This window comes from Pseudomonas agarici (genome assembly GCF_001543125.1).
Classification (GTDB): Bacteria; Pseudomonadota; Gammaproteobacteria; order Pseudomonadales; family Pseudomonadaceae; genus Aquipseudomonas; species Aquipseudomonas agarici.
Genome location: NZ_CP014135.1, coordinates 4208962 through 4230550, shown reverse-complemented (window position 1 = coordinate 4230550; position 21589 = coordinate 4208962). Strand labels below are relative to the sequence as shown.

The following is a 21589-nucleotide window of genomic DNA, read 5'->3' as shown; positions in this document are numbered from 1 at the left end:
TCCAAGTGTCGTGGAATCCGCACCGTGGGTTTCTGTCGGCTGGAAACACGTATTCTCTGTGGCCGCTGTAGGGCTTTATTGTCTCCAGCAGAGCGAGTGCGTGTTCTGTCAGTGGTATGACGTGCGCACGTCGCTTCTTCATACGCGCCGCTGGGATCGTCCAGATTTTCTTTTCTAGATCGATGTCAGCCCAAGATGTCGTAGCGGCTTCCGTGGGGCGAGTCATCGTGTGAAGTTGCCACTCGATCAGGCAGCGCGTTGTTCTTTTTATGCTCGCGTTGGCGATGGCGACCATCAGTTCTGGCAGTTCTTCAGGGCGGAGGGCTGCCATATTCTGCTTTTTCGGTTTCTTGAAAACGGCCCGAATGCTGGTGAGTGGATTAGCAAAGATCATTCCCGAGTTCACGCCGTAGGTCATGATCTCGTTGAGTCGTTGGGTCAGTCGCTTCACTGTCTCCAGGCTACCTTTGGTTTCCAAAGGGCGCAGCAGCTCGATAACTCTCGGGGCATTGACCTGCGAGATGGGTGTAGTGCCAAGCGATGGAAAGACATGCAGCGTAAGTGAGCGCCAGATGTCCTCGGCATAGGCCGGGGTGACCGAATCTTTTTTCAGCTCAAACCAGGCTAGCGCCACGTTCTCGAATGTGTGCTCGGTTGCCTGCCTTTTTGTCTGCTCCAACTCGCTACGTTGTTCTTTCGGGTCGATGCCCTGGGCGAGAAGCTCTCTGGCCTCGACCGTTTTCTTCCTGGCTTGCGCGAGTGAGAGTTCTGGGTAGGTGCCGAGGCCCATATTGATGCGGTTTTTGGTGATCGGCTGCCGGTAGTTGAAGTTCCATAGCGTAGAGCCATTGACCCTAACGCGCAGCTGTAAACCGTCGCCATCGCTGAGGACGTAGTCCTTGTCTTTCGGCTTTACCGCTTTGAGCTGACGATCAGAGAGGCGGGTGGCTTGGGCGCACATGAGGTGTTCCATGACATCAATTGGTATTCCAAAAATTACCACTGAAGGGCTTGGAATACCACTTGGAATACCCGATGTCGTAGATTGCGTCGGACGTCCATGGACGCCAATAGACGCTAAATCGTTGATTTTGCTGGGTTTTTGGCACAAAAAAAGACGTCCGTGGACGTCTTTAGATGTAAATTTGGTGCCGGGGGGATTTGAACCCCCGTCTATCCCTTTATTCATGCGGCGTTCAGGTGAAGTGCTGGCATTAAGCTGTCATTAGGCATCCATCCTGTTGCCTCTTGCCGGGTACCGATGAAGCTATAAATCAGCAGGACGTGGCTTCATACTCTTCGCTCAAAGGCAGGCATTCGCTCAAACTGACGCGTATCCAGCCTAAGAGGGCCAAGTTACGAATTGCCGAAGCAATCGCTTCACGCTTGGCTTCATTGTCCCAAGTTTTTTTCCAGGCTAGCACGAAATCAAACACTTCGCGCTCAGGTACAGTTGTGAGGTTTTGATCTTCTTTCAATTTGCTCACAGCGTAAAATACCGTAGCAACCTCTTCGGCCTGTTCTGTGTTCTTGATTCGGCTGAATAAGTCTACAGTCTTGGATATTTTACTGTCATTTGAGGCTAAGACGTCTTTGAATTTTTCACGCGCGTTAGAGTATTCAGGTCCCGTTTTCAACGCGTTCATTCTGCCAAGCTGAGCTTCGATAATGAGGTTCGCGTTTGCCAAGGTTCCAAGAAGTCTTTGTACTTGTTCTGAAAATGGTCCGTAGCTGGCTTTTTTGAATTCGAGTTCTGTGTCAACTCCGAGCGCTGTCACTGCGTGACATATTTTTTGAAAAATAGTACGTCCGACTTTGGCGGCGTAAGGTTGCGATTCAAGCTGATAAAGAACTTCCAAAAGCACAACCCAGTTGGGATTAAGTTTTTGATTTTTCGTTCCTTTGTGTTCGCTTTCGCCGAAGAGTCGGGGCTGTTGAGGGCTAAGGAAGTCAGCAGTGAGCTGACTAGCTGGCGTCCCGAAAGGAGCGAACATTTCAACTGGAATGTCTATTTTAGATAGCGCTTTATACATTATTGGCCCCACTAGCTCCCACTCCAGTCCGCCATTTCCACAGCCAAGTGGTGGGAATGCGACTGACGTGATGTTCCATGCTTTATAGTGTTCGAGAAAAATGTCTAGTCCCTTCTCGATGTCGGATAATCTTGACGCCGATCTCCAATGCCCCTTTGTAGGGAAGTTGACAATCGATGTTCCGAGAATGTCGGTATATATATATGGAACACCGGGCTCAACTAGCTTTTGGGCGCATCTTTTCTCATAGTCTAGCATGAGGCCAGGCCAGCGCTTTTTGAACTCTAGCGCAACACCTTTACCCATCACGCCGACACAGTTCACAGTGTTCACCAGCGTTTGCGCTTCACTCTGAAACATGTCACCTATAAGAACTTTAATCACGCTGTTCACCTGAAGAAAAGATGAGGGTTCGACGTCACGGGTACCTGCCAGTTCAATCCTGCTAACACACGCTCAACCTTCTGCTTCGTTTGGGTGTCGCATGCGTAAAAGCCAGTTATGTAGCCCGGTGCCACTGCGTCAGGGATAAGGGCCTCAGCGCATTTGACTGCTTTTTTTCGGTAACCGGTAGCCAGGTCTTCATCGTGCCACCAATCGGCAAAAACATAATCGAAATGGATTTTGCCCATTCCGACTGGGTAAGAGTGAAAGCGTACCCAGTCGGAGGCCGCATTCTGATCACTGACGACAGCGTTCGGACGCGTCAGCACATCCAGACTGATACGAATCACACACAGGTCCTGATGAACGTCCTTCCTTCGGTACATCATCGGGTTTCGCGCGTTAAAGTATAGGTTGGCGTACTGGTGCAAGCGCAGACCGTTAGGGACAGTTTTATCTACCCTACGGTCTTGTATTTCCTGCAGAGCAACCGATTTGTGAGGAATTTTTTCTGCCCGGTCATGACACAGAATTCCATGCTGCAAAACAGACGGAAGATTCTCGATCGGCATAATGCAATGTAGCTCTACTACGCGATGGCTCATGGGCGTCCCTTCCATACGTCAGGCCGCGCACTATACCTTAGCTATGGCATTTCGCCTCTAGCCGTTGGGAAGATTCCCGTCTCAAGCGTACCTCGTCCCGAGAATTTTTGAACTGCCTTATCACCCGCTGAGTCTGTCGTTGAGGGCATCCATCTGCCATACACACGGGCAATCATCGTCCAGTCGGTATGTCCCATCTGTTTTGCCACCCACATCGGATGCTCACCGGCGGATAGCATCATCGACGCATAGGTGTGTCGTGTCTGGTAGGGGCGACGGTACCGAACGCCTGCCTTCTTCACTGCATGAGCCCACATGGTTTTCCGGATCGGCTGATCACCTTTCCATCGCTCCTGCGTGCGAGGATTCTGGAACACCTCGTTGTCTGCCAGGAAGGTATAGGCCTTCTGCGCAATCAATGCTTCCATGGCTGGTGCCAATAGCTTGATGGGGCGCTTGCCAGATCTTGACTTAGTCACTTCGGCTTTACCTTTTGCGGCCTGAGTCATCGCCCTAGTGACGTAAGCCTCGCCACGTACCCAATCAATGTCCTCCCAGTTCAAACCGACCATTTCGCTGGTGCGCATACCTGTCCAAAATGCGAATTGCACCAGGTTCTTCGCCTGGCCATCGAGCGCGGCCAGGATGGCGCGTTGTTCCTCTGGGCTGAAGGGGTCGACATCGTCTTCCTTCACCTGATCCTTGCGCGAGAAAGTCCACCCGGCCAGTGGGTTGGTATCGATGAGCTCCACATCGTCCACGGCATCATTCAATGCCGAGCGCAGACAGCTCTGAATGTTGCTCAGTGTCTTGTTAGATACCTCCAGCGTGTTGAGCCAGTCTCTGACCGCCTTGCGCTTCAGATCGACTAATAGAGTAGGACCTAGTGCAGGCACAATCCGCAGCTCTACGATCTTCCGGTATCCCTCGAATGTGCTGCTAGACACATGCTGCTTCTTCCTGGACAGCCATTTGGTCAGGAACCCAGCCAGCGTCTCTTGGCTAGACTCAGGCGCGAACTTGGTTGCACGTCGAGAATTCGGAAAAGTTGCTGAATAATCAAAGATACCTGTAGCGATATCATGCTCAATAGCGTGCTTGTAGCGCTCTGCGCGCTTTAAATTAGTCGCGCTAGGCTTGAGCGGGAACCGCTCGCGGCACCTAACCCCGCGGTACATGAACGTGATTTCAATGCTCGAGTCGGAGATTGCCCGGACTCCCCTCCCATCTCTACCCATGATTCATATCCCTCAACATCAATTAAAACTCGGCCATCTGGGGCCTTGATCCATATTTCTCCCAGCCGCCAAATCCCGTCGCGAAGCTTCGAGCGGATAGCGTCTTCGGAGTAACCAGATTCACTGGCGAATTTCCTGACGGTCACGTAGCGCATGTGTCGTTATTCCTGGCTGACCAAGGTTTGTGACTGTACGCAGATCGCTGAATCTAGGCGTCGGGGCCGACTTAGCGGGAAAGCGCTGTAGTCCGACTTCTTGGAGGTGTACCGCTTGTGCGTGCCCTGGCTAAATTTGTTGTGGATCATTTCCGAGTCCCATTGACTGTGTGGGTACACCCTACGGGCAGCCGCCACGCGTGTGTTCCGCTTTCACGCAACAAAAGCGACGGAAATTGAAAGCCTGGTAATTCCCTACCAGGGGGGAATGAGGCTGCGCGGTGTGACGCGAATCAGATTGCTGATTGCTTTGTAAAACCCAAGGGCAATCTCAGGTCTGATGCAGCTTTTTCTGTTCGAATGAGATGCGGTTCATTACGCAAACTGGAATTGCGAACCCTTGGATATTTGTTTTGAGTGTTTCGCAACCGTCTTCGACGATTCCACAGGGCACACCCCGGCGGAAACGCATTCCCCTCCCGATGTAATTGCGCAGGATGATTTCCCAAGACTCGTCATCGTAATAGAAGCCCGTGATCTCAGCCCACCTGGCCGTAACGCCGCTTCCAACAATGCCTTCAGATGTCAGGCAGAAAATTTCTACTTGGTTTTCCTGGGCGACAGGTACGGCGTAAATCCGGCCGTTCGGTGCTACAGGTGGGAACGTCTGTCCATTCCCTAAGTGGCGAAATTCCATGGTGCTACTCCGCATGTATGAGGTTGCATGACACGCTATGCCAAGGTCTGGAAATCCCAAGCCTGCAGAGCTCACCGCCTTATGCCATTGGGTTTCCTGAAAGCCTTCCTAAGCTGTGGCAATCAAAACAGGGAGTGGCGCCATGGGTAACAAATCAACTACGGTCCGAATCGGTTTGCTGGCAGCGACAGTAGCTCTTCTGGTTGGGTGTTCTGGCACTCAGGGAGCTAGGACTGTGCAGCTTCCTGAGCCAAAGGGTGTGCCGAGAGAAAAATGGTCGGATGCTATGCATGTTCTGACCGCCATGGGGATTTCCGGGCAGCGGGACGTTCCGATCGAGCTGTCGGGGGGAGTTGATGGAGCTAGCCCTGTTGGCGGCTCTGGGGCAGTGCTTGGGGATGCTGGATTAAGCGCGGTTGGCTCTGCATCTCCACCTACAGGTCTGAGTGGCGGCGCAGCAGCGGGAATTGGCTTGGGTTTGATGCTATTGGGTGGGTCGAGCGATCCGGCGCGCACAACTCAGGTTGTCGCGTGGGTGCCCGCTGACCAGGCAAGCTCGCCGGACGCGGCATCTGCTCTTGCATTGCGTAAGGTCGAAGATGCTCGTAAGAAGGTTTTTGCCAATGGCCTATCGAAGCTGCCAATGCAGACAGGTAAATATCCTGATGGTCATGCCCGCGGCTATGCATCCTTGGCAGATAGCTACGCGGAGCGGCCGATTCCATACAGTGATGAGGTTTCTAAATCGCCGAGCTTTCTGAGATCGCCGCTCAGCTACGGGCCGATCTTCATCCGTGACAACCAGTTCACGCTTGATGCCTACAAGAACGACATGACGACTTCGGAAGCCATGCAGCTTGCATCGCAACACCTGCCTGAGTGGATCTACATCTACCACCCTGGCCAGCGGCTGAGGAAAAACTCGATCCCTGCGGCAATCTTCAATCAGGGCAGGGGACTCTACTTCGTAGGGAAGTAATTCTGCTGCTCTGTATCGCCGTGGGTTTTCGCAAATCTGCGGCGATTTTTAGGTATGCCTATCCAGATACAGGCTTATTTTGCCTACTTCTGGCTTTCCGCTTGATAAGTAACACCCAAAGTGCAACAGTATTAATAGAACGCCCTAACTGATACAGGCACCCATCATGTTTATCCGCGCATACCTCCGAGCCTCCACCGAAGAGCAAGACGCCGGCCGCGCCCGCGCCTCGCTCGAGCAGTTCGCCAGCGACCACAACAAGGTCATCGCTAGCGTGTACCTGGAGAACGCCAGCGGCGCCACCGCCGACCGGCCGGAGCTGTTGCGCCTGTTGAAGGATGCACGCAAGGGTGATGTGTTGCTGGTGGAGTCGATAGACCGGCTATCCCGCCTCCCGGTCGAGGACTGGCAAAAGCTCAAGGTCGCGATCGACTCCAAGGGCCTGCGCATCGTCGCGCTCGACCTGCCGACCAGCCACCAGGGAATGCAGGACACCAAGGGCGACGAGTTCACCGGGCGGATGCTGGGGGCGATCAACTCAATGCTGGTGGAGATGATGGCAGCGATTGCCCGCAAAGATTACGAGCAACGACGCGAGCGCCAGGCGCAGGGGATAGAAAAGGCCAAGGCCGCTGGCAAGTACCAAGGGCGCCCGGTTGATGCAGATTTACACAAGCGAGTGAAAGAGCTATTGGAGGCCGGCCTAGGCATTCGTGCAACGGCCAGGCACGCCAATTGCTCCACCACTACAGTCCTTCGAATCAAAGCGATAGACGAAGAGTAATTACCTGGCCCTAGGGATCTCTTTCAATACTTTCCTCAGGTCAAATCCCCTTAGCCGACCTTCCTCAAGCAGTTCCGTGAATTGCTTGAGGAAGAAATGAGAGTCGGCTTCTGAAGGTTTTTCTGCACCTTTGAGAACTATTGGTAGCATCTTCTGAATCACATCCTTGCCGTGAGCAATTAACCTCTCTTCGCTCCACTCGCTCATATATCTGTGTGCCCGGTACTGCGCCTCTACGAATTCCTGCAACGACTGGGGGCCAGGGCGAGGATCTTGGTTGTGCTCAAAGTGAAGGCCAGACGTTGCACTCGTACTTTCAAAATTGTGACCTTGCGAGTGGGCCCAAGCCTGCAGAAAAAGCTGAATTTCTTGCTCAATTTTATGATGGCGATGAGCATTGAAGGGATTGCTTATAATGAAAGTCGGCAGGCGTGTCGATCCGCCGCCACCTTGTCTTAGCCGGTAGGTGGTCTGGATCAAAACTATAAAATCAATCTCCGAGAAGCGACCCGGATCTTTACCATCACCGGTGAGCCGGATGCTAAACCTGTCAGCGAGCCGAGCTGCAGGAATGCTTTCAACTGTGTCATTCAATATGAGCGCGATCCCAGGGGTGTCGGGATCAAGGCTAAGCAGCCTCTTGGAGGAGGCGATCTGTTGTTTGGCATTTCTAAGCACTCCCTCCACCATCCTGGTTGCGCTAGAGAAAATTTTGTTTAGGTGCTCTTGCCCTCCCGGCGTGTTCTTCATCGCGGTTTCAAGATCATAGTCACCGAAGATCAGAGGGAAATCGTCAGACTCGATCAGCGATTTAGCGCCATCCAAAATCTTATCTTTCGGATCGATCTTTAGGGTTTTGAGCTCGACAACAGCCTGTCTGTGGAAAAACAGATAATCGGCAATCTTGACGCCATCAGGCTGAAGAACATGACCGTCGAGAGGCGTCACATGGTCTTGGCTGTGGAGGAAGCTAATCATGCGCTCCTCGATATCCCGCACACCTTCCATTCGATACCTATCCATTGATAAACGGGTACGTCAGACATTCTAGACGGTGCTAAGCCCACAGAGCCGCGGGAGGGAACGCCAGGCCAGAAATATATCGGCTGGTTTTTGTGTTTTCTCTGGAGAACCCAGATGGGATGCGGAATAGGGAAGCAGGCTGAGGGATTGATTGAACAAAATTTCGGCTGTTGCTGCCACCCTGCTGTCACGCCAACTTCAGCAGTCAGTCTAAAAAGCGCGGAAGCATTGAATTATGTGGTGTCCCAGGGCCGGTTCGAACGGCCAACCTTCCCCTTAGGAGGGGCAAAATTTCCGGTGTTTAAAAAGGTCCGCCTGAAACGGGGTTACATCAGCGCGTTGGTGAACTGCTTGGTGCTGGCCAGGGCATTCGGGCAACCGCTCGCCATGCAGGGTTCAGTACCACCACAGCGCTTAAATCCGATGAAGTGACCAAGTAGCGACGCAGTTTTGCGCACTGTCGAGCAGCAGTGACATCCTTTACGAATTCTAACCAGGCTGTATTCGCCGCCTGGTAGCATTCCGGTCGCCTAGAATGTGCTGGCTCGTCTAACGGCCCAGATGCCGTAGCAATACCCTGATAATTCTGGCGCGCAGGAGAAAACTTGCGACTGACACCGCAAGCGTCAAACCGCCCGCCAGTTCGCCGAAACGGGCGAACGCAACGATGTTCACCATGGCGAGAACCATGATGCCGTAGAACTCGGCATTGGCCCTACCGGCAGCCAGAACCTGATGTTCGGTGAGCATCCACTTCTGCGACAGACAGAAGGGGCATACGGACGACTCCGGGTCACGGCCGCCCACGGGTATTCCATTGATGTAGAACGGCGCGCTAGTGACCACCTTTGGAACCATCATCTTCTTGCAGCACTGGCACTTAACTTTGCTCATGACGTGAACCTGCTGGACTTGGCACATGCCTGAACGTTACCCGAGCACTGGCGAATCCCAAGCCACCACCATGCGCATCTGCCGATGTGCTGCAAAATCAGTCGGTGTGATGCTTCTTATCGAGATGATCTGCGACCTTGTAGCCAATCACCGCAGCCACTCCCAGCGTGCCGACCACGCCGATGACCGCATAAACCAGTAGCTCAATCGAGTCCATGTCTTGCTCCTTCTGGGCTAAAAATCTGCACTGAATATAGCTTCTCATCTGCCGTGCCAATCCCAAGGACTTTATCCTCCTGAAATGCGTTCCGTCGGCTCTTGGGTGACTAAATTCCAAAGCGACCAGAGCACCGCTCATATCCGCTCCGCGACACGTTTCAAAAAAACATGCTCACTTCCCATCTATTACTTATGGGAGTCTGACGGTTCACCTCCCATAGAGTGATCTGCCGATCTGAGCGAAGGGGTTTCGTGAAGGGGTGTTGTCTCTGTAACCCGCATGAATACTGGGTTTCAGGTCTTTCACGAGCTTTGTACAAGATAATTGGCGTTGTGAAGGGGTGTCGTGAAGGGGTGTTGTCTCTGTAACCCGCATGAATACTGGGTTTCAGATCTTTCACGAGCTTTGTACAAGATAATTGGCGTCGTGAAGGGGTGTCGTGAAGGGGTGTTGCCTCTGTAACCCGCATGAATACTGGGTTTCAGATCTTTCACGAGCTTTGTACAAGATAATTGGCGTTGTGAAGGGGGTCGTGAAGGGGTGTTGTCTCTGTAACCCGCATGAATACAGGGTTTCAGGTCTCTCACGAGCTTTGTACAAGATAGTTGGCGTTGTGAAGGGGTGTCGTGAGTAGGGTGTCGTCGCTGCCGCTCTATGGATACAGGGTCTCCACAGTTCGCAATGTCCATGGCGGCAGCGGGAGAACGACAGTAGATGACAACTGAGCATCAGAAGGTATCCGCCAGGCGCGCACAGTGACAACACATGGTGGGCAAATGACGACTCTCCGGGCCAGCGAAAGGGCGCGAGCAATGAATGTGCAACAGATGACGACGATGAGTTGCTTTAGAAATCCCGCTACTTAAATGGTTAGGCTGGCTGATCGGTTTTTGCCAGGGAACCACTGCATAGACTGCTAAAACCCCGTTTCGAGAACACATTGCAGCAGACATATCGTTGCTGGCTAACGTTCGAGTGCGGCCTTAGCACCTTTGAGTATTCGGAGCGGAGTGAAAATAGGCCGTCGGTTCTGTGACAGGGCGCCAGCTCTAAGGGGTAAACTTGCATTTTTGCCCGTACTCCAAGGAGTTATTGCGTGAACACGGAAAATCATTCCCAGACGGCCGCGTTTCTATGGTCCATTGCCGATCTGCTGCGCGGTGACTTCAAACAATCGCAATACGGTCGCATCATCCTGCCATTCACCCTGTTACGGCGCATGGAGTGCGTGCTCGCACCGACCAAGGGTGAGGTGATCAAACAAACCTTCGCTCAGGAAGGCCGTCCGGACCAAGTGCGTGAGATGATTCTGCTGCGCGCTGCCGGCCAGCAGTTCTTCAACGGCTCGCCACTGACCCTTGGCACGCTGTCGGACACCCAAACCGCCGCCGACCTGATGAGCTACGTGCAGGCGTTCAGCAAGGATGCCCGCGAGATCTTCGAGCACTTTCACTTTGAAGATTTCGTTCAGCAGCTGGAAACCGCCAACCTGCTGTATCAGGTGGTGCAGCGCTTCGCCGCCACCGATCTGAGCCCCGAGTTCATCAGCAACTTCGGCATGGGCATTATCTTCGAAGAGCTGATCCGCAAGTTTGCGGAAAGCTCCAACGAAACCGCCGGGGAGCACTTCACCCCGCGCGATATCGTGCACCTCACCACCTCGCTGGTGATCACCGATCAGGACCACAAGCTCGCGCCCAACAGCATCGTCACCATCTATGACCCAACCGCTGGCACCGGCGGCTTTCTGTCTGAGGGTGATGAGTACATCCAGTCCATCAGCGAGAAGGTCAGCGTGTCGCTGCACGGCCAGGAGCTCAACCCCGAGTCCTATGCCATCTGCAAGGCGGATATGCTGATCAAGGGCCAGGACGTGGCCAGCATCAAGCTCGGCAACACCCTGTCCAACGACCAGCTGGCCGACAAGCGCTTCGACTTTATGCTCAGCAACCCGCCGTTCGGCGTGGAATGGAAGAAGGTGCAGAAGCAGATCACCGATGAGCACAGCCACAAGGGCTTCGACGGCCGCTTCGGCCCCGGCCTGCCGCGCGTGTCCGACGGTTCGCTGCTGTTCCTCCTGCACCTGGTCAGCAAGATGCGTGACCCGCGCGACGGTGGCTCGCGCATCGGCATCATCCTCAACGGCTCGCCGCTGTTTACCGGCGGCGCGGGTTCGGGGGAGTCGGAGATTCGCCGCTACCTGCTGCAGAACGATCTGGTCGAAGCCATCGTCGCGTTGCCGACGGACATGTTCTACAACACCGGCATCGCCACCTATGTGTGGATACTCAGCAACCACAAGGCCGCCGAGCGTCAGGGCAAGGTGCAGTTGATCGACGGCAGCCAGCACTACGCCAAAATGCGCAAAGGGCTGGGCAGCAAGCGCCAGTACATCACCGAGGATCAAATCAGTGAGCTGGTGCGTCTGTATGGCAGCTTCGAGCAAACCGCACAGAGCAAAATCTTCCACATCGACGCCTTCGGCTACCGGCGTATCACCGTCGAACGCCCGCTGCGCCTGAACTTCCAAACCAGCGCCGAACGCATCGCTAAAGTGCTGGAAGAAAAAGCCCTGCAGAAACACGACAGCGCCGCTCAGCAGCAGCTACTGGCCGCCCTGCAAGCGATGGACGCAAGCCAGTTGCACCGCAACCGCGAGCAGTTCAGCAAGCTGCTGAAAAAAGCCCTCAGCGCACACAGCGTCAGCCTAAGTACGCCGGAACTCAAAGCCCTGATGAGCGCCCTGAGCGAGCGCGACCCCGAGGCGGATATCTGCATGACCAAAGGCCAGCCGGAAGCCGACGCCGGCCTGCGCGATAACGAGAACGTGCCGTTGGGCGAATCGGTGCACGAGTACTTTGCGCGCGAAGTCATCCCCCATGTGCCAGATGCCTGGATCGACGAAAGCAAAACCGATGCGCTGGACGGCGAAGTCGGCATTGTCGGCTTCGAGATTCCCTTTAACCGCCACTTCTATGTGTTCCAGCCGCCGCGCCCGCTTGCCGAGATCGACCGCGACCTAAAAGCCTGTACCGACCGCATCAAGCAGATGATTGAGGGGCTGTCGGCATGAGCTTGCCAACTTATCCGGGATACAAGGATTCAGGTGTTGATTGGCTGGGAACTGTTCCCGAACACTGGGATAGCAAGCGCCTGAAATTTCTTTTTGATCTTGTTAAACGCGAGATTCGAGAGGAAGACAGGATCGTCACTTGCTTTCGCGATGGCGCGGTAACTCTTCGAGATAATCGGCGGACTGATGGATTTACAAATGCTGTCAAAGAAATTGGCTATCAAGGTATTCGCGTCGGAGACTTAGTCATTCACGCAATGGACGCTTTTGCTGGAGCAATCGGCGTTTCTGACTCTGACGGAAAATCCACACCTGTTTACTCAGTTTGCACTCCGGTATCGCCGAGTGTTTCTTCAAATTATTACGCACGACTCCTACGAAACATGGCGGTTGCAGGCTTTGTGTCATCTTTGGCAAAGGGAATTCGAGAGCGCTCAACTGATTTTCGTTGGGCAGATGCTGGTGAGATTTTTCTGCCAGTTCCATCCGAGACTGAGCAGAGGAAGATCGTTAGTTTCCTCGACCACGAAACCGCTCGCATCGACGCGCTGATCGAAGAGCAGCAGCGCCTGATCGAACTGCTCAAGGAAAAGCGCCAGGCTGTTATCTCCCACGCCGTCACCAAAGGCCTCGACCCCACGGTGCCGATGAAAGACTCCGGCGTGGAGTGGCTGGGCGAGGTGCCGGCGCATTGGGATGTGGCCAGGGTAAAAAATGTAGCCAAGCTTGAAAGCGGGCATACCCCAAGTAAAGATTTTCCAGAATATTGGGAGGGAGGGGATATACCTTGGGTATCGCTCAATGACAGCAAGAAATTAAAAGTTGTCGACTACATTGACGAAACTCAGTTCATGATTACTGAGTTGGGAGTCAGCAATTCTTCAGCAAGGCTTTTGCCTGCTAGAGCCGTTGTGTTCACGAGGGATGCATCGATTGGCTTGGCTGCTATCACTACGAAGAAAATGTGTGTGTCGCAGCACTTGATTGCTTGGATATGTAACGAAAGCCTTGTACTCCCTGAATACCTGCTGCTTGTTTTTTACGCAATGGAAGAAGAGCTTGATCGGTTTACGTTTGGGGCCACTATCAAGACGATAGGGATGCCTGATATTCGGAAGCTCGTAACACCAGTTCCTCCGGTGACCGAGCAGGTTCAAGTTGTTGCGGATGTGAATGCTAAGCGCGAACTAATTGAACGACTGATTCAAGAGTCAAATACCGCGCTGACGCTGCATTCAGAACGCCGCTCCGCCTTAATCTCCGCCGCCGTCACCGGCAAAATCGATGTGCGCTGCTGGCAGTCACAGGCCAGCGCGAAAGCCCCCGTATTAGAAGCAGAGGCCGTATAAATGGCGGACAGCAAGGAAGCGCAATTCCAGCAGGACATTATCGAATCCCTGGCCGCCCAAGGCTGGCTGGTCGGCGCGGTCAGCGGCTACGACCGGCGCACGGCGCTGTATACCGAGGATGTGCTGGGCTACTTCAAGGACGCCTGGCCGGAGCGTTGGGACAAGTTCGCCAAGGCCAACCCGAATAACCCGGATGATGTGCTGGTACAGAAGCTGGTGCGCGAGCTGGAGCAGAGCGGCACCCTGGATGTGCTGCGCCATGGCTTTAAGCTGCCGTCTAATAAAGTTGAGTTATGCAGCTTTCAGCCCGACCACGGCATGAACCCGGACACCCTCAAGCGTTACAAGTGCAACCGCTTGCGCGTGGTGCCGGAGGTGTCCTACTCGCCGTATGTGCGTGACGGTGCCAACGGCGGGCAGAGCTACAACCCACGGCTGGATCTGGTGCTGTTCGTCAACGGCATCCCCACCGCCACGCTGGAGTTGAAAAGCGAGTTCAAACAGTCGGTGGAAAACGCTAAGCGCCAGTATCGCCAAGACCGCCCGGTTAAAGACCCGCTCACACGCAAACCCGAGCCACTGCTGACCTTCAAGCGCGGCGCGCTGGTGCACTTTGCTGTCGGCCAGAATGAAGTGGCGATGACCACCAAGCTAGCGGGTAAAGACACCTTCTTCCTGCCGTTCAACCTCGGCAGCGCGGAAGGCGGTGCGGGCAACCCGCAGCCTGAGGATCACAGCCAATACGCCACCGGCTACCTGTGGCAACGCCTGATGCAGCCGGATGCCTGGCTCAAGGTGCTGGGGCGTTTTTTGCATCTGGACAAGAAAACCAGTGAAGGCTTCGACGGCACGCCGGTGACCAAGGAGACGCTGATTTTCCCGCGTTACCACCAGTGGGAAGCGGTCAACCAACTGATCAACACCACCCGCGCCGAAGGGCCGGGTAAGCGCTATTTGATCCAGCACAGCGCCGGCTCGGGCAAGTCCAACTCCATCGCCTGGACGGCGCATCAACTGGCCTCGCTGTACGACGAGGCCGGCCAACGCCTGTTCAACTCGGTGATTGTGATTACCGACCGCACGGTATTGGATAAGCAGCTGCAAGACACCATCTACCAGTTCGAGCATGCCCAGGGCGTGGTCAAGCAGATCAACCGTGAAACCAGCAGCCAGAGCAAGTCCGAGCAGTTGGCCGAGGCGCTGGCCGAGCAGACGCGCATCATCATCGTCACCATCCAGACCTTCCCCGCGTTGTTCGATGCCCTGGACAAGTACCCCACGCTGGCCAGTGGGCGCTATGCGGTGATCGCCGACGAGGCGCATTCCTCGCAAACCGGCTCATCGGCCAGCAAGCTGAAACAGATTCTCGGCAGCGATGCGCTGGATGCCAAAGAAGTCAGCGCCGAAGAGCTGCTTGATGCCGCCGTGCAGGCGCGCCAACCGAATGAACGCATCAGCTACTACGCCTTTACCGCCACGCCCAAGGCCAAGACCCTGGAGCTGTTCGGTCGCCCGACCGACCCAACGCTGCCTGCCAACTCCAGCAACAAGCCCGAGGCGTTTCACCTGTACTCCATGCGCCAGGCTATCGAAGAGGGTTTTATCCTCGACGTGCTGCGCAACTACACCACCTACAGCACCGCCTGGAAGATCGCCCACCCGGATGGCGAAGACGACGAGGTGGACAGCAAGAAAGCGCGCATCAAGCTGGCACGTTGGGTGCGTCTGCACCCGTACAACATCAGCCAGAAGGTCGAGGTTATCGTCGAGCACTTCCGCGCCAATATCCGTGGCCTGCTGGGTGGCCAGGCCAAGGCCATGGTGGTGACCAGTAGCCGTCAAGAGGCGGTGCGCTACCAGTTGGCATTGAAGGCCTATGTGCAGCAGATGGGCTACAACGATGTGCATCCGCTGGTGGCGTTCTCCGGCAGCGTGCTGGCGGATGAGGTAATCCCCGAAGAGGTGACGGAAAACAGCAGTCTGCTTAACGCCGGCCTTAATGGTCGTGATCTGGCGCAGGCGTTCGACACCCAGGACTTCAACGTGATGATCGCCGCCAACAAATATCAGACCGGCTTCGATCAGCCCAAGCTGTGCGCCATGTACGTGGACAAGAAACTGCAAGGCGTGGACTGTGTGCAAACCCTGTCGCGCTTGAACCGCACCTTTGGTGACAGCAAGCAAACCTTCATCCTCGACTTCTTCAACGAGCCGCAGGACATTCTCGACGCCTTCTTGCCGTACTACACCAAGGCCGAGCTGACTGACGTGACCGACCCGCAGATCATCTATGACCTGCAGAAGACGCTGGATGCCGAGGGCATCTATCACTGGCAGGAGGTCGAGGCGTTCGCCATGGCCTTCTTCGACCCCAAGGCGGCGGCCAGCAAGCTCAGCTATTACTGCACGCCGGCCAAGGAGCGCTTTGCCAAGCGGTATGCCTTCTCGGTGGAATCGCGACACAATGCGTTTGAATTCAAACGCACCGCCGAAGCCAACGGTGACAGTGCTGGCCTGAAAAAAGCCGAACACGCATTGAAAGAGTCGGGAGAGCAGATAGACCAGCTCGACCTGTTCCGCAAGAACCTGCAGAGCTTTGTACGCCTTTACGAGTTTCTCTCGCAAATTGTGCCCTATGAGGACCGCGAGCTAGAGCAGCTCTGCGTGTACGCCAAGCACCTTCACCCGCTGCTGCGCGTGGATCGCCTGCAACAAGATGACGTGGACGTGGGCGAACTGCAACTGAGCCACTACCGCCTGAGCAAGCGCGCCGAGCATCAGCTGCGTTTGAGTGAGGAGGAAGGTGAATACAAGCTAAAGCCGGGTAGCGACGTGGGCAGCGGTAAGCCGCATGACCCGGAGAAGAAGCGCCTGTCGGAAATCATCGAAGCGCTGAACGATATTTTCGGTGCCGAGGTGAGTGACGACGACCAGCTGCAGTTCCTCACCGGCATCGCCCAGCGCATCAGTCGCCAAGAAGATGTGATGGCCCAGGTGAACAACCACTCGGTGGAACAGGTGATGCACGGGCTGTTTCCCAAGCGCGTGCTGGACACTGTGCTCGACGCCATGACTGACCACGAGAAGTTGTCGCTGGAAGTGCTGGATAACGAGACCAAGAGCCGGGCGTTTGCGTTGGTGATTTTGAAGATGCTGAAGACGGCAGCCGGGCTCGATGAGAGTGGCTTGCGCGGCGGCCAACAAGGTTAAGGAGTACTGATGGCAATTCCGGATTTTCAAAGCGTGATGCGGCCGGTGCTGGCCAAGGTGCAGAACGGTGTGCCGTTACCGCTCAATGAGTTGCGCGAGCGGGTGGCCGATCAGTTCCAGCTAAGCGAGGATGAGCGCAAGGAACGCCTGCCCTCCGGACATCAGACGGTTATCAACAACCGTGTGGGCTGGGCTCGCACCTACCTGAATAAGGCCGGGCTGCTGTGCATTCCCGCCAAGGGCATGGTGCAGATCACGCCACGCGGACTAGATGCCCTGGCCAATGGGCCGGAGCGCATCACGGTGAGCTGGTTAAAGCAGTTCCCCGAGTTCGCTAACTTCCATATCGCCAAGCCTCAAGTAGCTGATTTACCTGCTGCGCTGGACATTGAGATTTCCGAGACCACGCCGGATGAGCAGTTGGCCGAAGCGCATCAGGCATTAGTGCAGTCACTGGCAGACGAGCTGCTGGCGCAAGTGCGGGCAGCGACACCTAGCTTCTTTGAACAGCTGGTGGTCGATCTGATGATCGCCATGGGCTACGGCGGTTCGCGCAAGGAAGCCGGCAAGGCGACTCAAGCGACCAATGATGGAGGTATCGACGGCATCATCAAAGAAGACAAGCTCGGTCTTGACGTGATCTACCTGCAAGCCAAGCGCTGGACCAACACGGTGCATCGCCCGGAGATCGACAAGTTCATCGGAGCCTTAACCCGCCAGCGAGCGCGAAAGGGCGTGTTTATCACCACTTCGGACTTTTCCGATGGTGCCCGTACTGCAGCGCTGGGGCTGGATATCAAGGTGGTGCTGATCGACGGTGTTGAGCTGGCGCGTCTGATGGTGGAGAACAACCTGGGGGTGAGCGTTAAGCAGGTGTACGAGGTGAAGCAGCTCGACAGCGACTACTTCGCAGAGGCGTGAGTCACGACCTAGGTAGCCGGCTCACCCAAGTAAGTATGAACTCGGAGATCACTGTTGTTGTGGCAGTTTTTATCCCTGCCAGGGATATGGGCTACCTACGAAACCTACAGAACTAGGTTTCGTAGGTTTTGTAGGTCGCCCTACCGGTCTATTTAGTGAACAATTGGGTTAAGTTACGTTTTTCGCCAGACATAGCGAATCGATGGGCGGCCACCTTTTTCTCCGGCCACCTCGTAGCCAACGATGAAGTCATGTTCAGCTAGAACGGCGAGCGCATTATTTACCGCGTCCTGCGTGCCTAATCCTGTCCAATCCTTCTGGCGCACCTCTCGGGCGGTAAACGGCTCGGGCAATTTTTGTTGGCGCTCCAGAATTAGCCGCGCAGCGATTAGTGATGCGTTGATTGCCGCTCCATACAGCCGCTGGGCGTGGCTCATCAGGTAGTTCGCCCAGTTTATGGCGCGGTCAGTGGACTCAGCGCCGACGGCTTCCCGTCCGCCTTCAATCAGCTCAAATAGGAGGGCCAAGCCTGCAATGGTTTTCGGCATTTTCAGGTAATGGGATTGCAATGCGGGGTGAAGATGATCGCTCCGGCTTGCTTGCATGTGGGAGGTATACCAGGCGATAAACTTCTCCTGGGCTTCTGGAGTAAATCTGAGGGCAGAGTGAGGCTCATCAGGTATCTGATCGAGCTGTTCGATAACCTCCGAGACGCGCGCAGCGGCGATTTTGTTCGGCCAACGGTCGATATAACGCCACTCTCGAACATCGTCGGGATATACCGCCAGCTGCAGGCGCTGAATCAGGCCGTCATCCAGTTCGCCGCTGACGGCAGCGTTTACAAGGGACGCAATTCGTGAGGGTTGAATCCCACCGATCAACGATAAACAACATGATTTGATATAAATGGTTCCTCGACCTATACGGTCATAGGTGAATGAGCCGTTGCCGTCGAAACATTCCAAATAAAATGCTCGCGCAACCGAACCGTCTTCGCTCTGCATCGTTGCCAGCCAGCCCCCCAGCTCGTCACGCTCAACTACTAGGCCGTTTGGATTCTCGTTGAGCAGCTCGCCGAGTTTTTCGACCGTTGCGTCGTTGACGATGTAGCGCCGCTGAATTGGGGGCGGGTTCTCGCTTGAGTGCCGTTTCAGTTCTTCCTGAGCTGCATTCTCGTCACCCCCACTGTAAAGCTTTCTGGCTTTTACCCTGGCTGCATTGCGCTTCATGTCGTAAAGCTCGCTAGCGGCCTTGTGCTCGGCTTGAGCTTGGCTATAGCGTTCTCGCGCTTTGGCATCCAAGGCGCGCAATGGAAGCAGGGCCTGTTTGAGTGCCGGCGTTTTCATCGCAGACGGTCGCCCGATGATGACGCCCCACTGGTTTGGAACGACCATCCAGTCATCCTTCTGTTTCGGGTAGACGCTGAATTTGCGCCCGACTACTGTGCTGACTGCCACGATAAGCGCGACCCCAACAAAATCAAGTGGGCACTGGGTACGCTCAGCAACATCCCGCACGTACTCCTGAAGAGCAGTAGGCAATAGTTCATCAAACCAGGGCATGACCCTGGCCAACCCGCTCGGTAGTGGCTTTGGCGCAATGTCAGGGTTCATGTATGCGGCAAATGCCGGCGCGGGCATCTCTGCTAAGAACGACGGTATCTGCTCGTGTGTAGTCATTGGTCTTCTCGCCCGGCGAGATCCAGAGCGATACCATCACGCTCGCTGATCTTGCTCTCCAGCCAGGCTTCCACCTCTGCGACAACGAAGTAAACCCCAGCCTGTTTGCTCGGGCCAAATTTGATGGGGCGAGGGAAGCTGGCATCGGTTTCGCGCAGCTTTTCTAGTCCGGAGCGGCTCTTGTCAAAGCAGTGCTGAAGAGAGGTGTGACTGATCAGGTATTTCTTGGGGGCATGTTTCGACATGTGTGGGGCTCTGTGTGTAAGTCGACTCCTATTAAATATTCTGTCCGGTCAGTTGGGGGGCGATTTCAAACCAAAAAAGCGCCGGAAAACGTTCTGTCGATTGTTGAAGTAAAGGCGACAGCCGCGGATGGGCTTTGCGGTTAGACAGTCCAGGGCGCCGCGCACATGGTCGGAGACTTCTGACGATCCTTGCTGCTCCGCCCATTTGGACAATCCATAATGGCTGCCTCGAGCGCGAGCTGATTTTCGTTGATCTTGTAAAGCAAAGTGGGGAGCAGGGCTGAGTTGGGCGTGGGAGGTCCGATTTTTGAGATGAGAGATGCGATTTATTGGCTGTTCTGCTACATCCCTAGTTCTCACTCTTTAGCATTCTAGACTTTTTGATTCGAAGATCGCACCACTCGATTACCTCTACCCTAACCCAGGCCACAGCTCGACCACCTAGTTTAATTTGTCGTGGAAATGTGCTCTGACTTACCATTTTGTAGATCGTACTAGTCGACATACCTGTAATTCGCTTTACTTCAGCCAGCCTAATGAAAAGGATCGGTTGTCGACTAAGATCATTTGACTCTCTAGGTCGAGAAAATGTATCTGCCTCAGGTTTTTCGACTTCGCGCGGCTCTTGGCTCAAGGATTTGGTAGCCTGCTTTCTCGTCCGATCAAGCTCAAGCTTGGCTCTATCTCGCTGTCGATCAATGTAATCAGCAAGATCCGACAGATGAACGCCTCGTGCAGTTTTTTCGTTCAGCTCCATGGAGACAATCAGTAGGTCAATCTCGCCTGAGGAGACCTTTGTTCGTAGATTTGCTGGTGTCAGATGAGTGAAATAGTCGGCGCATACCCGACTCAAGGACACAATCGTCTGGCCATGATATTGAGCCATTAAGAGAAAAAGAGTGTTCATCGCTCGACTCCTTCGCATAACGGCGACATTGTTCTACCGGTGCGGTTTGTTCCATCCTTCGGGTCCAAGCATTTTGCCACTCTCTCTGCTCAAGTCGACTCACGAAAAATCGTCACGAAAGCCTCGTCTTCCTTCGCGCGCGAATGATAGCTGTCAGGTCCTTCTGCGTTTTCATTCATCTTTGCACCGCTCCTGGTTATCGCCTGAGCTTAGCGGGAATGCAGCAGAAAATCATCGCAGATGCTGTCATTAAGCTGACATAACCGAGCCAAAACCACCCATTCAGGCACAAAAAAGGCACTTGCGATAAACGCTAAGTGCCTGATTTTTATAGCTAATTTGGTGGAGCCGGGGGGATTTGAACCCCCGTCCGCCAGTACTCCGCTGTCGGTACTACATGCGTAGCCGTGTCTATTAAGTTAACCCTCAGCGACCCGACGGGCAGGGTGCTTTGGGCGAGTTGTGTAAGTTTTAGCCGCTTCGTCCACAACGTACTGCACGGCGATTCTGTTCTATATGACAATCATTTTGGGTTTACAGACATCCCCTGATGATTGCTGGACCCGAAGGTGCCAGGAGTGCATGTCAGCTGCAATTAAGCAGCGAGAGCAGCACCGTATTGGTCGTCATTGGCAACTATAAGTAGTTGCAACAGTGGATTTACGAGTTCTGTTACCAACTCGGCATGCACCTAAAGTTTCGCAACCGGCGTCGAATCCTAAACGGCCCCGAACCTGCTGTGCATTACCAGCAGGTAGCCTCAGTGTACCTCAATGTGGCTCCAAAGGCCATCCCGATCGGCAGGCCGACGGTTTTACCGGGCACCCTTCTGGCTGTTCTGGATTTTCTGGATCGCCCTTTGCGTAATGACGATGCATTCCTTGGAGCCTGCAGCGGTGTCTTTCATCTGGGCAGCCTGGGCTTGCTGGATGTCGCTGTCGATCTGGCCCCGCAGGTCGGCGGCCAGGACGCTGGCCTTGGATGTGTTGATATTCTGCAGGTTGCTCGCGCACAGATCCTTTTCGCTGTCGGCAAACGCCGGGGCGGCCAGCAGTGAAGCGATAACCAACCAGCCGGGCAGTACGGAACGTTTCATGGCTATCTCCTTGAACCGGGGTTCAGGTATCGAGACTGGCGCCTGGGCGCATGGGGCCTTTGGGTAGCGCCTGATCAGTGGACTGCCCTGGTTGGTC

At 54.7% G+C, this 21589-nt stretch carries 18 protein-coding genes, 1 other RNA gene and 2 pseudogenes; 7 read left to right on the top strand and 14 right to left on the bottom strand.

Annotated features, from left to right (window positions below; all coding sequences use genetic code 11):
- The 5 genes from AWM79_RS18625 to AWM79_RS18605 form a co-directional block, all read right to left on the bottom strand.
- On the bottom strand, window positions 1-961 hold a 961-nt coding region (locus AWM79_RS18625; RefSeq protein ID WP_082712694.1), incomplete at its 3' end, for an integrase arm-type DNA-binding domain-containing protein.
- A 313-nt stretch (window positions 962-1274) separates the two neighbouring features.
- The gene (darG, locus tag AWM79_RS18620; protein ID WP_060783509.1) at window positions 1275-2417 is read right to left on the bottom strand and encodes a type II toxin-antitoxin system antitoxin DNA ADP-ribosyl glycohydrolase DarG; all 1143 of its coding nucleotides are present in this window, start codon (window positions 2415-2417) and stop codon (window positions 1275-1277) included.
- A 5-nt stretch (window positions 2418-2422) separates the two neighbouring features.
- Window positions 2423-3022: a DUF4433 domain-containing protein gene (locus tag AWM79_RS18615; protein ID WP_060783508.1), complete on the bottom strand. Its 600-nt coding sequence runs from the start codon at window positions 3020-3022 to the stop codon at window positions 2423-2425.
- 41 nt (window positions 3023-3063) lie between these two features.
- Window positions 3064-4260 (bottom strand): tyrosine-type recombinase/integrase, encoded by a 1197-nt coding sequence (locus AWM79_RS18610; protein ID WP_060783507.1) that lies wholly within the window; start codon window positions 4258-4260, stop codon window positions 3064-3066.
- Between the two features lie 486 nt (window positions 4261-4746).
- Window positions 4747-5112: a hypothetical protein gene (locus tag AWM79_RS18605; RefSeq protein ID WP_060783506.1), complete on the bottom strand. Its 366-nt coding sequence runs from the start codon at window positions 5110-5112 to the stop codon at window positions 4747-4749.
- A gap of 286 nt (window positions 5113-5398) precedes the next feature.
- Between AWM79_RS18605 and AWM79_RS18600 the strand changes: the two genes are divergently transcribed.
- Both AWM79_RS18600 and AWM79_RS18595 read left to right on the top strand, forming a co-directional pair.
- The gene (locus AWM79_RS18600; RefSeq protein WP_244159572.1) at window positions 5399-6091 is read left to right on the top strand and encodes a hypothetical protein; all 693 of its coding nucleotides are present in this window, start codon (window positions 5399-5401) and stop codon (window positions 6089-6091) included.
- A 166-nt stretch (window positions 6092-6257) separates the two neighbouring features.
- The gene (locus tag AWM79_RS18595) at window positions 6258-6875 is read left to right on the top strand and encodes a recombinase family protein (RefSeq protein WP_060783504.1); all 618 of its coding nucleotides are present in this window, start codon (window positions 6258-6260) and stop codon (window positions 6873-6875) included.
- Here AWM79_RS18595 and AWM79_RS18590 read toward each other — a convergent pair whose 3' ends face one another.
- Window positions 6876-7883 carry a hypothetical protein gene (locus AWM79_RS18590; protein ID WP_060783503.1) on the bottom strand — a complete coding sequence of 336 codons (1008 nt, stop codon included), beginning with the start codon at window positions 7881-7883 and terminating at the stop codon, window positions 6876-6878.
- Window positions 7884-8224: 341 nt separating this feature from the next.
- Between AWM79_RS18590 and AWM79_RS26130 the strand changes: the two are divergent.
- A pseudogene (locus tag AWM79_RS26130) lies at window positions 8225-8338 on the top strand (recombinase family protein); the annotation flags it as partial.
- Between the two features lie 109 nt (window positions 8339-8447).
- On the opposite strand, the gene AWM79_RS18585 reads toward AWM79_RS26130, so the two are convergent.
- Both AWM79_RS18585 and AWM79_RS25090 read right to left on the bottom strand, forming a co-directional pair.
- The gene (locus AWM79_RS18585) at window positions 8448-8792 is read right to left on the bottom strand and encodes a hypothetical protein (protein ID WP_060783502.1); all 345 of its coding nucleotides are present in this window, start codon (window positions 8790-8792) and stop codon (window positions 8448-8450) included.
- A 97-nt stretch (window positions 8793-8889) separates the two neighbouring features.
- Window positions 8890-9150, bottom strand: a complete 261-nt coding sequence (locus AWM79_RS25090; RefSeq protein ID WP_156430127.1) for a hypothetical protein — start codon at window positions 9148-9150, stop codon at window positions 8890-8892.
- Window positions 9151-10108: 958 nt separating this feature from the next.
- Here AWM79_RS25090 and AWM79_RS18580 point away from each other — a divergent pair.
- Genes AWM79_RS18580 through AWM79_RS18565 form a run of 4 tightly spaced genes read left to right on the top strand, consistent with a single transcriptional unit; the run spans window position 10109 to window position 17565 of the window.
- Window positions 10109-12085 (top strand): type I restriction-modification system subunit M, encoded by a 1977-nt coding sequence (locus tag AWM79_RS18580; protein ID WP_060783501.1) that lies wholly within the window; start codon window positions 10109-10111, stop codon window positions 12083-12085.
- Window positions 12082-13434 (top strand): restriction endonuclease subunit S, encoded by a 1353-nt coding sequence (locus tag AWM79_RS25085; protein WP_060783500.1) that lies wholly within the window; start codon window positions 12082-12084, stop codon window positions 13432-13434. Before AWM79_RS18580 ends, AWM79_RS25085 begins: the two co-directional genes overlap by 4 nt.
- Window positions 13435-16644, top strand: a complete 3210-nt coding sequence (locus AWM79_RS18570) for a type I restriction endonuclease subunit R (RefSeq protein WP_060783499.1) — start codon at window positions 13435-13437, stop codon at window positions 16642-16644. It abuts the gene before it with no gap.
- A 9-nt stretch (window positions 16645-16653) separates the two neighbouring features.
- Window positions 16654-17565 (top strand): restriction endonuclease, encoded by a 912-nt coding sequence (locus AWM79_RS18565; RefSeq protein WP_060783498.1) that lies wholly within the window; start codon window positions 16654-16656, stop codon window positions 17563-17565.
- A 173-nt stretch (window positions 17566-17738) separates the two neighbouring features.
- Here the strand turns inward: AWM79_RS18565 and AWM79_RS18560 are convergent, their stop codons facing one another.
- The 6 genes and pseudogenes from AWM79_RS18560 to AWM79_RS18540 all read right to left on the bottom strand — a co-directional run bounded on the left by AWM79_RS18560 (window position 17739) and on the right by AWM79_RS18540 (window position 21492).
- Window positions 17739-19244 carry a YfjI family protein gene (locus AWM79_RS18560; RefSeq protein ID WP_060783497.1) on the bottom strand — a complete coding sequence of 502 codons (1506 nt, stop codon included), beginning with the start codon at window positions 19242-19244 and terminating at the stop codon, window positions 17739-17741.
- Window positions 19241-19489 (bottom strand): helix-turn-helix transcriptional regulator, encoded by a 249-nt coding sequence (locus AWM79_RS18555; RefSeq protein WP_060783496.1) that lies wholly within the window; start codon window positions 19487-19489, stop codon window positions 19241-19243. Before AWM79_RS18555 ends, AWM79_RS18560 begins: the two co-directional genes overlap by 4 nt.
- A 48-nt stretch (window positions 19490-19537) precedes the next feature.
- Window positions 19538-19794 (bottom strand): annotated as a pseudogene (locus AWM79_RS25715) (hypothetical protein).
- Window positions 19795-19838: 44 nt separating this feature from the next.
- Window positions 19839-20396, bottom strand: coding sequence for a pyocin activator PrtN family protein (locus AWM79_RS25995; RefSeq protein WP_323369380.1), 558 nt, complete (start codon window positions 20394-20396; stop codon window positions 19839-19841).
- 340 nt (window positions 20397-20736) lie between these two features.
- Window positions 20737-21126: a transfer-messenger RNA gene (gene ssrA, locus AWM79_RS18545) on the bottom strand.
- An 84-nt stretch (window positions 21127-21210) separates the two neighbouring features.
- On the bottom strand, window positions 21211-21492 hold the full coding sequence (locus tag AWM79_RS18540; RefSeq protein ID WP_060783495.1) for a hypothetical protein: 282 nt from the start codon (window positions 21490-21492) through the stop codon (window positions 21211-21213).
- Between the last annotated feature and the right edge of the window lie 97 nt (window positions 21493-21589).